Source organism: Parasphingorhabdus pacifica, assembly GCF_054779195.1.
Genome location: NZ_BAAGYS010000007.1, coordinates 416,368 through 428,137, shown reverse-complemented (window position 1 = coordinate 428,137; position 11,770 = coordinate 416,368). Strand labels below are relative to the sequence as shown.

At 67.4% G+C, this 11,770-nt stretch carries 8 protein-coding genes; 2 read left to right on the top strand and 6 right to left on the bottom strand.

What is annotated here, in order from left to right:
• Positions 1-11 precede the first annotated feature (11 nt).
• On the bottom strand, positions 12-986 hold the full coding sequence (locus ACYVAN_RS11345) for a hypothetical protein (RefSeq protein WP_460958556.1): 975 nt from the start codon (positions 984-986) through the stop codon (positions 12-14).
• Positions 987-1,223: 237 nt separating this feature from the next.
• Here ACYVAN_RS11345 and ACYVAN_RS11340 point away from each other — a divergent pair, with 237 nt between their 5' ends.
• Complete coding sequence (locus ACYVAN_RS11340; protein WP_460958554.1) at positions 1,224-2,465, top strand: MFS transporter; 1,242 nt, start codon at positions 1,224-1,226, stop codon at positions 2,463-2,465.
• A 59-nt stretch (positions 2,466-2,524) separates the two neighbouring features.
• Here the strand turns inward: ACYVAN_RS11340 and clpB are convergent, their stop codons facing one another.
• A complete protein-coding gene (gene clpB / locus ACYVAN_RS11335) occupies positions 2,525-5,107 on the bottom strand; it encodes an ATP-dependent chaperone ClpB (RefSeq protein WP_460958552.1) in 2,583 nt (860 codons plus the stop codon).
• 376 nt (positions 5,108-5,483) lie between these two features.
• Between clpB and ACYVAN_RS11330 the strand changes: the two genes are divergently transcribed.
• Positions 5,484-7,058 (top strand): alanine/glycine:cation symporter family protein, encoded by a 1,575-nt coding sequence (locus ACYVAN_RS11330; protein WP_460958550.1) that lies wholly within the window; start codon positions 5,484-5,486, stop codon positions 7,056-7,058.
• Positions 7,059-7,079: 21 nt separating this feature from the next.
• Here ACYVAN_RS11330 and ACYVAN_RS11325 read toward each other — a convergent pair whose 3' ends face one another.
• The 4 genes from ACYVAN_RS11325 to ACYVAN_RS11310 form a co-directional block, all read right to left on the bottom strand.
• The gene (locus ACYVAN_RS11325; protein ID WP_460958548.1) at positions 7,080-7,925 is read right to left on the bottom strand and encodes a YceI family protein; all 846 of its coding nucleotides are present in this window, start codon (positions 7,923-7,925) and stop codon (positions 7,080-7,082) included.
• A 20-nt stretch (positions 7,926-7,945) separates the two neighbouring features.
• Entirely contained in the window at positions 7,946-10,570 is a 2,625-nt protein-coding gene (locus ACYVAN_RS11320) for an MFS transporter (protein ID WP_460958546.1), read from the bottom strand.
• The gene (locus ACYVAN_RS11315; protein ID WP_460958544.1) at positions 10,567-11,052 is read right to left on the bottom strand and encodes a MarR family winged helix-turn-helix transcriptional regulator; all 486 of its coding nucleotides are present in this window, start codon (positions 11,050-11,052) and stop codon (positions 10,567-10,569) included. The genes ACYVAN_RS11320 and ACYVAN_RS11315 overlap by 4 nt, the downstream gene beginning before the upstream one ends.
• Before the next feature lie 188 nt (positions 11,053-11,240).
• The gene (locus ACYVAN_RS11310) at positions 11,241-11,729 is read right to left on the bottom strand and encodes a MarR family winged helix-turn-helix transcriptional regulator (protein WP_460958542.1); all 489 of its coding nucleotides are present in this window, start codon (positions 11,727-11,729) and stop codon (positions 11,241-11,243) included.
• Positions 11,730-11,770 lie beyond the last annotated feature (41 nt).

Genomic DNA, 11,770 nt, shown 5'->3' with positions numbered 1-11,770 from the left:
GAGCGACCGGGTTACTGGCCGGAGGTCTTGCCGGTTCCGGACACCCGCGAGGAGTCGGCTCGCCGCTCGGTCGTGTCACCGCCGGGATCGAGGTTGTCCGGGTCGACGCTGGCCTCGTCGCCATCGGAGTCCGGACCAGCGGCTCCTTCGACTCCGGAGTCGTTCTCCCGCGATTCCGAGCTCCCGGAGGTCGGGGCATCGGCTTTCCCCTGGGCAGGCGAACCGCCGAGCGGAACCACGTCGGCGAGCTCGCCGTCGGACTCCACGTCCTCGATCGCCCGCTCCTCGCTCGACTCGTTCGGGTCCGCGGCTTCGAAGGGGTCGAGCAGGTCAGCGAGTTCGCCGAGGTCCCGCAGCAGCCGTTCCAGCCGAGTCGGGTCGGCTCCCGGTTCCAGGGCGGCCAACACCCAGTCGTTCTCCAACCAGACCACGGTCACATCCGACCCGACTTCCTCGATGGCTTCCACCATGTCGGGAGTGACCAACGGCCTGGCCGCCGACACGTCGGCGACGAAGGCGTACCGCGAACCGACCGGGCCGAGCAGGTCGAGACCGGAGTCCTTGGGGACGGGAACGTCCGGCAACCACAATTCGATGGCCACCGACACGCTGCGGCGGCAACGCACTCCCGCCAACACCGAATCGGTCTTGCCGTTCACGTCGAGGTCGAGCACGTAGACCTGGCGGCGACCGTCGGCGGTGAAGGTGGAACCCGCCACCACATCGGTCGCGGTCGCCCCGCTGTGGCGGGCCAGCACGCCGCGCTCCCACCTGGTCGGCAGTACTTGGTCGGCCTCCGCGAACTGCCATCCGCGCAGCGCCGCCCAACGGCGCCGTTCGCGATTGTTGGACGCACGCTGCGATCGGTCGACGAACAGCAGCACGATGCCCAGGACGATCGCGACGGCGGCAACAACGAACCAGAACCACGCCGGTATACCCACACCGCGCAGGGTAGTCGGATCATCGCCGATCACGAAGATCACCTGACCATCTGGTGGACAACCACTCGGAAGATTGGCCATGACCAGCAGAAACCCGCTCCGGGGTCAGTAGGAACCCAGTGCGTTCGGAGGCCGGGCCGCCCGGCCGCACCAGGACGCGGCCACGCGAAGGCGCTCGCGCGCTGCGTTCATCGCCACACAATCCGCTGAACCGGAATGGAAACCGTCGCCTCCCCTGTTCGGGTGCCACGGAACCGTTCCGCGATCGGCGAGGAGACCATGACCATCCACGAGTCGACCCACGGGTCGCCCCACGGGTCGACGCCGGCCGACGCGCACGCACCTTCCCGCCGACGGCTTTCCGAACAGGCCTCGTTCCGGGTCGCGGCCGCCGTACTGGCCCTGTTCCTCGTCGCATCGACGGTCCCCACCCCGTTGTACTCGATCTACCAGCAGAGCTGGGGATTTTCGAGCACGACGCTCACCGGCGTCTTCGCGATCTACTCCGTCGGGGTACTGCTCTCGCTCCTCCTTCTCGGCTCCATGTCGGACCACGTCGGACGACGCCCGGTTCTCGTGGGGGCGGTGGTCGTCGAGATCGTCGCGATGGTCGTGCTGGCCGTCGCTCCCGGAGTCGGTTGGTTGTGCGCGGGCCGATTCGTGCAGGGACTCGCGACCGGCGTCGCCACCAGCACCAGCAGCGGCGCGCTGCTGGACTTCCAGAAGCGGGGCACGAACAAGGGGCCGACCGTCAACAGCCTCGCGACCTCCTACGGCTTGGCGGGCGGTTCCCTGCTCGCCGGGCTGCTCGCGCAGTTCGCCCCCGCGCCGACCCAGCTGGCCTACTTCGTGGCGATCCTCGGCTTCGCGCTGGTGCTCCCCGCCGTGCTCATGATGCCCGAGCCGATCGCGGGCCCACGCTCGTTGAGGCGCGCGTTGCGGCCACAACGACCCGTGGTGCCCACCGGCCGCGGAGTCACCTTCGCGCTGATGGGGACGGCGATCCTCGCGTCCTGGACCGTCGGATCGATGTTCATGGCGCTGGGCCCGTCGGTGGTCCGTGAGCTCCTCGGCGGTAGCCCGCACCTGCTCGGCGGACTCACGCTCGTCTTCCTCACCGGTTCCGGCGGCCTCGCCCAGTTGCACACCACGGGGTGGACCGGAGCACGCTCGGCGCGAGTGGCCACGCCGCTGCTCATCACCGGGCTCGCGGCGGTGGCGGCGGCGGTGCTCGCGGGGAGCATCGTGGCCTTCTTCGCGGGGGCGATCGTGCTGGGTGTCGGCTGGGGTTTGATGTTCACCGGCGGGCTCCGAATGCTGACCGGTCTGGCCGATCCCCAACGCCGCGCCGGCGTTTCCGCGACGATCTACCTGATCGCCTACACCTCGGCGAGCGTTCCGTCCGTGTCACTCGGATTCGTCACCACCGCCTACGGCTTGACCACCGCAACGGTCGTTTTCGCCGTGGCGGCCTCGCTGTTCGCCCTCCTGGCCTTCGCAGGCACGTTCCGGCGCCACTGACTCGGGCGGTTCGTGTGGTGGGTCCGATGCGGACTCACCACATCGGACCCACCACGCGCTCAGGCCGGATCGACGGTCAGCGCCGACTCGTCGCCTGTCACGTCCACGCGGACCTTGTCACCGTCCCGAATCTCACCGCCCAGCAACTTCCTGGCCAGCTGGTCGCCGATGGCCGACTGCACCAGACGCCGAAGCGGCCTGGCCCCGAACACGGGATCGAAGCCCTTGACCGCCAGCCACTTGCGCGCCCCGGGGCTCACGTCGACCACGAGCCTGCGCTGGGCCAGCCGGTCCATCAACCGGTCGAGCTGAATGTCAACGATGGACGTCAGTTCCTCGGTCGACAGCGCGTGGAAGACCACCACGTCGTCGAGTCGGTTCAGGAACTCCGGCTTGAAGTGCCGGTGCACCACCGACATGACCGCTTCGTTCCGCTGCTCCTCGGACAGTGCGGCGTCGGCGATCGCCTGCGATCCCAGGTTCGAGGTGAGCACCAGGATCGTGTTGCGGAAATCGACCGTCCGCCCCTGCCCGTCGGTCAGACGACCGTCGTCGAGCGCCTGCAGCAGCACGTCGAACACGTCCGAGTGCGCCTTCTCGACCTCGTCGAACAGCACCACCGAATACGGCCGACGCCGGACCGACTCGGTCAGCTGCCCGCCCTGGTCGTAGCCGACATAACCGGGCGGGGCGCCCACCAGGCGAGCCACCGAGTGCTTCTCCGAGTACTCGCTCATGTCGATGCGGACCATGGCTCGTTCGTCGTCGAAGAGGAAGCCCGCCAGCGCCTTCGCCAGCTCGGTCTTGCCGACACCGGTCGGGCCGAGGAACAGGAACGAACCGGTCGGGCGATCCGGATCGGCAACACCCGCCCGGGTCCGCCGAACCGCGTCGGACACCGCGCGAACGGCTTCCTGCTGTCCGACCACGCGGGCGCCGAGTTCCTCCTCCATGCGCAGCAGCTTGCTGGTTTCGCCTTCCAGCAGCCGTCCCGTGGGGATGCCGGTCCACGAGCTGACCACGTCTGCGACGTCGTCCGGGGTGACCTCCTCCTGCAGCATGGCCTGTTGGTCGTGCTGGGCATCGGTGGCGGTGCGCAGTTCCTTTTCCAACTCCGGAATCCGGCCGTAGCGCAGTTCGGCCGCCTTGCCGAGGTCACCGTCCCGTTCGGCACGTTCCGATTCCCCGCGCAGCTGTTCGAGCCGGGTCTTGAGGTCGCGGACCTTGTCGATCGACTCCTTCTCGCCCTGCCAGCGCGCGGTCAGCTCGGAGAGCCGTTCACGCTTGTCGGCCAGTTCGGCACGTAGTCCGGACAGCCGGTCCATCGAGGCCGGGTCGTCCTCTTTGGACAGCGCCATCTCCTCGATTTCGAGCCGCCGCACGGACCGCTCCACCTCGTCCACCTCCACCGGCCGCGAATCGATCTCCATCCGCAGCCGCGAAGCCGCCTCGTCGACCAGGTCGATCGCCTTGTCCGGCAGGAACCGCGCGGTGATGTAGCGATCCGACAGCGTTGCCGCCGCGACCAGCGCGCCGTCGGTGATGCGCACGCCGTGGTGCACTTCGTAGCGTTCCTTGAGACCACGCAGGATGGCGACCGCGTCTTCCGGGCTCGGCTCGCCGACCAGCACCTGCTGGAAGCGCCGCTCCAACGCGGCGTCGGTCTCGATGTGCTTGCGGTACTCGTCGAGCGTCGTCGCACCGACCATCCGCAGCTCGCCGCGCGCGAGCATCGGCTTGATCATGTTCCCGGCGTCCATCGCGCCCTCGCCGGTCGCCCCCGCGCCGACGATGGTGTGCAGCTCGTCGATGAAGGTGATGACCTGGCCGTCCGAATCCGCGATCTCCTTGAGCACCGCCTTGAGCCGTTCCTCGAACTCGCCCCGGTACTTGGCCCCGGCGACCATGGATCCGAGGTCGAGCGTGACCACCCGCTTGTCGCGCAGGGATTCGGGCACGTCTCCCGCGACGATCCGCTGGGCCAGCCCTTCCACGATGGCGGTCTTGCCGACCCCGGGTTCGCCGATCAGGACGGGATTGTTCTTGGTACGCCTGGACAGCACCTGCACGACTCGCCGGATCTCCGAGTCCCGGCCGATGACCGGATCGAGATCCCCCTGCCGCGCGCGATCGGTGAGGTCCTGGCCGTATTTCTGCAGCGCCTGGAAGGTGCCCTCCGGGTCGGGGCTCGACACGCGCGCGGAACCGCGCACCTGCGAAAAGGCGTCCCGGAGCGCCTGTGGGGTCGCGCCGTGCTTGCGGAGCAAGTCGGCGACTCGGCCGCCCTCGGCCGCGAGCCCGACGAGCAGGTGCTCGGTGGACACGTAGTCGTCGCCCATCTCGGTGGCCAGCTGCTGGGCGTGCGTGAACGCGCCGACCGCCTCGCGGGACAGCTGGGGAGAGGAGACGGTCGAGCCCGCCGCCGCGGGCAGCGCGTGCGTCATCTGTTCGAGCTCGCGCCGGAGCTCGGCGACATCGGCGTCGACCGCCGACAGTAGCGGGGCGGTCAATCCGTCACCTTGCGCGAGCAGAGCGCCGAGGACGTGCACGGGGGTGACGTCCGGGTTTCCGGCGACGGTCGCAGCCTGCGCGGCGGAGGAAACGGCCTGCTGGGTCTTGGTGGTCGGGTTGAAGGCGTCCATCTCTCACCTCGAAGTTTTTCTAGACATCGCAACCACGCTCGTATGACACTCAGCCATCGGCCAGTCGACTGCGTCGGTTCACCTCGGTGTGAATGCGTCGGTCACACCAGGTTCCTGCAAGCAGAATCCGGACCACTACGGGAGGTGTAGCGGATGGACTCGTCGTCGCGCTGCCGTGTTGATGCTCAGCGTCTACGCTGCGTTCCTCATCAAGCTCAACGTAAGGAAAGTTGAGTCTGTTCCGCTCAAGCTTAACATCGACCGTTCGTGTCTCATCTGTTACAGACAGTAGTGATGAGACACGGTATGGTCCCGATTCACACAAAGCTCACTCGGAATGCTTGTGAGCGCCACAACCCATGGATCAACTGCGCCCATGCTTCAACACATCGAAGAGTCGCCGCCGGCGGCGCCAACAACCGACGTCAGCGTCCTCGCCGCCGAAAGCGGAACGCTGTCGACAATCGAAGACGCGATCAACAACGCGTTCAATCCGATCTCCGAAGCCTTTTCGAACTTCGTCTTCGGTGAAATCACGGTCGCAGGGGTCAGCTTTCCCTGGATCGTGGCCTGGCTCGTCCTCGCGGCGACCGTGTTCACCATTACTTTCGGATTCCTGCAGTTCCGCATCATTCCGTTGTCGATCAACCTGGTGCGGGGCAAGTACAGCAAGAGCGATGACCCAGGCGAGATCTCGCACTTCCAGGCACTCGCCTCGGCGCTGTCCGGAACGGTCGGACTCGGCAACATCGCCGGTGTCGGTGTCGCGGTCACCATCGGCGGGGCCGGTGCCACGCTTTGGATGATCCTGGCCGGTCTCCTGGGCATGTGCACGAAATTCGTCGAGTGCACCCTCGGAGTGAAGTACCGCGAGATCGCCGAGGACGGCACCGTCACCGGTGGCCCCATGCTCTACCTGCGCAAGGGGCTCGCCGAACAGATCCCGGGTCGGTTCGGCATGGTCCTGGGCCGCGTGCTCGCGAGCTTTGCCGCGGTCATGATCCTGTTCTTCGCCATCGCGGGCGGGAACATGTTCCAGGCGAACCAGACCTTCGCTCAGCTGCGCAACGTCACCGGCGGCGAAACCGGTTTCCTCGGCAGCGACGGTGCCGCGTTCATCTTCGGTGTCGTCCTCGCCGGCTTCATCGGACTGGTCATCCTCGGCGGCATCAAGTCGATCGGCAAGGTCACCAGCCGGCTCGTGCCCGCGATGGGCATCATCTACGTGCTGGCCTGCCTCGCGGTGATCCTCTCCAACGCCTCCCTGGTGCCCTCCGCGGTGGTCGACATCGTCTCCGGGGCGTTCACTCCGGAAGCCGGCTTCGGTGGTGCCATCGGCGTGTTGATCGTCGGTTTCCAGCGGGCCGCCTTCTCCAATGAAGCCGGTCTCGGTTCGGCCCCCATCGCGCACTCCGCGGTGCGGACCCACTACCCGGCCACCGAAGGTCTCGTCGCCCTGCTCGAACCGTTCGTCGACACGGTCATCGTCTGCACCATGACGGCCCTGACCATCGTCATCGCCAAGAGCCAGTTCTGGGTCGACGCGCAGCAGACCGTGCTCAACGGCGGCGAAACGCCGGACGGCGTCACGGTCACGTCCGAGTCCTTCGCGACGGTGCTGCCGTGGTTCCCCTACGTGCTGACGTTCGCCGTGGCCCTGTTCGCGGTCTCCACGATCCTCACGTGGGGCTACTACGGACAGCGCGCCTGGGTCTACCTGTTCGGCAGGAGCAAGACGAACGTGATCGTCTTCAACGTCATCTTCTGCGGCTTCACCGTGGTCGGTTCGGTGCTGACCCTGGGCAGTGTGCTCGACTTCGCCGATGCGGTGTTGTTCGCCCTCGCCCTGTTCAACATCATCGGGCTCTACATCCTGCTGCCCGTGGTCAAGCGCGAGCTGAAGCTCTACCGAGAGAAGATTCGCACCGGCGAAGTCGAGAAGGTGAGCTGACGCGTCCGGGGATCGCGGTGGTCAGTCCTGCTTGACCAGCTGGATGTCCATCTCGACCTTCAGCGTGGCACCGATCGCCGCGATCCCCGTCTGCAACGACTGGTTGAACGTGATGGCGAAATCCTCCCTGCGCAACCGGGTGGAAGCCGTCGCGGAAGCACGCACACCGCCCCACGGGTCCGGCCCGACCCCGCTGAACCGGGTGTTCAGCACCACCGGACGAGTGATCCCGCACAGCGTGAGTTCGCCGTAAAGCTCCCAATCGTCGCCGCCCGTGCGGCGCAACCCGGTCGAAGTGAACGCGATCTCGGGATACCGCTCCACATCGAGGAAGTCCAGGCTGCGCAGGTGCTCGTCCCGCTTGGTGTTTGCGGTGTCGACGCTCGCCGACACGATCCGAGCCTCCACCACCGACGAGGTGATCGGGTTTCCGATCCGGACTTCACCGCCGAACTCGTTGAACCTCCCGCGAATCGCGCTGATCCCCAGGTGACGTGTGCTGACCCGCAACGACGAGTGGACGGGGTCGATCTTCCACAGCCCGGGATCGGGCAGGTCGGCACCGCCGACCCGGTCCAGCGCCACGACCCCGACGGCGGCCCCGGCCCCGTCGCGGACCACCGCGGTCCTGGCCACCGGTTCGTACCCGACGGCCGTGATGATCGCGGTGTACGTACCGGCCTGAAGTCCCGTCGCCGCCACGGCGCCCTGCTCATCGCTGCCCACCCGGGCGACCTGCGCACCGGCGGAGTCGATGACGGTCAACGAGGCTTCCGGAATCGGCCAACCGTCACTGCTGCACAGCTCGGCGACGACCGTTCCGGGCTCGGCGGGAAGTGCCGCACCGAGATCCATTGCTTCCTCCATAGCGGTGCATCGCACCACGATCAGTTCTGCGGGTACCGGTGTCCGAGTTCGACGTCCCGCTCCGCGTTCTCGTCCGCGAGGTTCAGCGTCGTGGCCACTGGCGGGTAGCCGGTGGCGATCACGGTGTACTCGCCGTACGGGAGATCGTCGAAAGAGTAGCTTCCCTCGTCGTCGGTAGCGGCGGCCCCGACCACGGCTCCGGACTCGTCCAGCACCGTGACCCTCGCGTCGACCACCGGGTGTCCCAGTGTGGCGGAGCGAACCACCCCGCTGAGCCTGCTTCCGCCGGCAAGTTCGAGGTCGGCCGTCGTGCTCTCGCCGTCCACGACGTTGGTGGTGGTCGCCAGCGGCCTACGCCCCGCGGCCGTCGCGGTGATCGCGTAGGTCCCGCCCACGAGGTCGGTGAACCGGAAGCGACCATCCGACCCGGCGGCGCAGGATCCGACCACTTCGCCCCGCACGTCGGTCAGCACCACCATCGCCCCGGCCACGGGCCGGCCACCGGTGTGCACCGTGCCTTCGAGGGACCCCGCACCGAACATCCGCACGTCGTGGCGCACCGGCACGTCGGAGACGACCACCATCGAGGCCGCGGGTTGGTAGTTGCCCGCCGAGGCGATCAGCACGTACGTCCCGCCGTGGGTGAGGTCGAGGCGGTAGTCGCCTTCGGCGTCCGTGCGGGCCCGCTCGACCTGCTTGCCGTTGGCATCCGCCAGGGTGAGCACCACGTTCGGCAGCGGTGTCCCCTTTGAGTCGTGGGCCTTCCCGTGCACGAAGAGGCCGCCGCGCCACCCGTCCGAAGCCGCGGAGGGCTGGCTGGGCAACGACACCTCTTCGGCGGTTTCGCCGACCGTTTGAAACTGCTGTGACCAGGAAGAGCCGTGCTTGTCCACAGAGTTGTCCACAGGCCTCTCCGAAATCGGTCCAGTAGCGTTCCGCACGCCTGCAACCTGCGTGGAACTCGCGACCGGCGGGTGCTCCGCCACACCGCTGGATGCCGAGTTATCCACAACCCTCGGCGAGTTGTCCACAGCACCTGTCCGCACGCTGTGCTCCTTGTCCGACTCGATCGTGGTACGCAACGGCACCTCCTTGATGAACAACACCGCCAGCAGCGTCACCACGGAAATGCACGCCGACACGAAGAAGATGTCCCCGATGGCATCGCCGTAGGCCGCGCGGACGATCTCCTGCACCGGCGCGGGCAGGCTCTCGACGTCCAGCGAACCGCCTGTGCCGCCACCGGCCGCCGCTCCGCCGGGCAGGCCCGCCATGCCCTCCGCGATGTAGTCGGCGACCTTGGTGGCCAGCACGGCGCCCAGTACCGAAACCCCGGCCGACCCACCCAGCGTCCGGAAGAACGTGACCACCGAGGTCACCGTGCCCATGCTCTTGCTTTCGGTGCTGTTCTGGACCGCGAGCACGAGGTTCTGCATCAGGCTGCCGACGCCGATGCCCATCATCGCCAGGTAGCAGTACACGAGCGCCAGCGAGCTCGCGTGGTCGATCGTGCTCAGCATCCCCATACCGGCGATGAGCATGACCGCACCGAAGATCAGGAACGGTTTGATCCGACCGGTGAAGCGGGAGATCACCTGACCGGACACCGTGGACGACACGAACAGCCCGAGGACCATCGGCAGCGTCATCAGCCCGGCCGCGGTGGGGCTGTACCCACGGGAGATCTGGAAGTACTGGCCGAGGAAGACCGCACCACCGAACATGGCGGTACCGACCGCGACGGTGCCGAGGGTCGCCAACGCGACCACCGGGTTGCGGAACATGCCCAGCGGCACGATCGGCTCGCGCACCTTGGTCTCGATGATGATCGCGATGATCAGGGCCACCACGCCACCGCCGACGTAGGCCGCCGTCTGGGCCGAAACCCAGTCGAACTGCTTGCCCGCCAGCGACACCCAGATCAGCAGGAGGCTCACGCCGCCGACGAGGAACAGGGCACCGAACCAGTCGATACGCACATCCCGCTTGACCACCGGGAGCTTGAGGGTTCGGCCGAGGACGATGAACGCCGTCACCGCGATCGGGACGGTGGCCCAGAAGCACCAGCGCCAGCCGAGCCAGGAGGCGTCGACGATCAGCCCGCCGACGAGGGGACCGCTCACCGTGGCAACGGCGAACGTGGCGCCGATGTAGCCGCTGTAGCGTCCCCGCTCGCGCGGGGCGACCATGGCCGCGATCACGACCTGGATCAGTGCCTGCAGTCCGCCCATGCCGATGCCCTGGACCGCGCGGAAGCCGATCAGCATTTCCATCGAGGTCGCGAACCCGCCGAGCACGGAACCGACGGTGAAGATGGTGATCGCGATCTGGTAGAGCAGCTTCTTGTCGAACAGGTCGGAGAGCTTGCCCCAGATCGGCGTGCTGGCAGTGGAGGTCAGCAACATCGCCGTGACCACCCAAGTGTACTGGCTCTGGGTGCCATCCAGGTCGGCGATGATCCGCGGCAGGGCGTTCGACACGATCGTCGAACTGAGAATCGCCACCAGCAGGGCGAGCAGCAGGCCGGACATGGCCTTGAGGATCTGTTGATGCGTCATCGCGGCCGGTTCGGCCGGATTCGCATCGTCGCCGGCTATTCGCTCCACGTCCCCTGGTGGTGCGTCGCCGACCGTCGAGCGCGTCATCGACTTCCCTTCGTTTCGCCACCGCCCGGCGCCAACTCGCAAGCCTCCCGCCGGAGGTCCTCCGTCGCGGCCGTCAGCAGCTCGCTGAGGTTGCGCACCGATTCGTCGTCCCAGTCCCGCAGCGCCCGCATCAGCCAGCCGGCCCGGTCCTTCTCGATGCCCTCCATCACCTGTTCGCCCTCTTCGGTCGCCTTCAGCAACGCCACGCGCCGATCGGCCGGGTCCTGCCTGCGGGTGATGAACCCGGCATGTTCGAGCTGCGCGACCTGCCTGCTCACCACCGAGGCGTCGACGATCCGGTGCTGGGCGAGGTCGGAGGCGCGCGATTCGCCGCACTGCACCAGCTCACCCAGGAGACCGGCGGCGGCGTAGGGAATCGGGTCGAGGTGGGCGGCTGCTCGCTGCAGCATGACCTGCTTGAGGCCCAGCAGCGCCCGCAACGGACGGATGAGCTCACCGCAGGTTTCCGGATTTGGTCCCATGTGAATTCCTTTAGTTGCCGACGACAACTATAGGATTAATTGGTTGCAGCACGCAACTTGCATCGGAGTCGAACACGTCACACCATGCGGCACGATCCGGCCGGGGCGCCGACTGTCGGCGCGCCGACTCAGGACGAGCGACGAGCGATGCCTTCGGCGGGCACTCCGGAAATCGCGGTCGCCTCGGCTCAGAAACTGCGGTTGAACTTGTCCAGCAGCCTGGCGAGCTCCGCCAGATCCTCGGTGCTCCAGTTCAGGAACTCGTCCTGCATGTACTCGCGGCGCTCCCGCCGGGCGCGCTCCAACCGCTCCTTGCCGGACGCGGAGAGCTGGACCTGCCGCGCGCGCCCGTCGTCCGGGTCCGGCACCCGCTCCAGCAGGTCCAGGTCGACGAGGGTCGCGATCTGCCTGCTCACCGTCGACTTGTCCAGGCCGGTCCGATCCGCCACGTCCATGCCGCGCATCGACCCGGCGTCGTCGACCATCAGCAGCAGGCTGTAGGACGCCGAATCCAGTCCCTCGTGCACGCGGGCGGCGGCTGTCGTCGACAGCATCCGCGCACGCCGGAACATCATCGACAACTCGCGTTCCACCGAATCGGCGGCGGAACGCCAGCTTCCGCTACCGGGTTCACCACCCGCATCGGGTTGTGCCCCCCGGGTCTCCTCATCGCTCACGATTCCTGCCCTCCCGAGCTCGAACGCGCGGGGGACAGTGT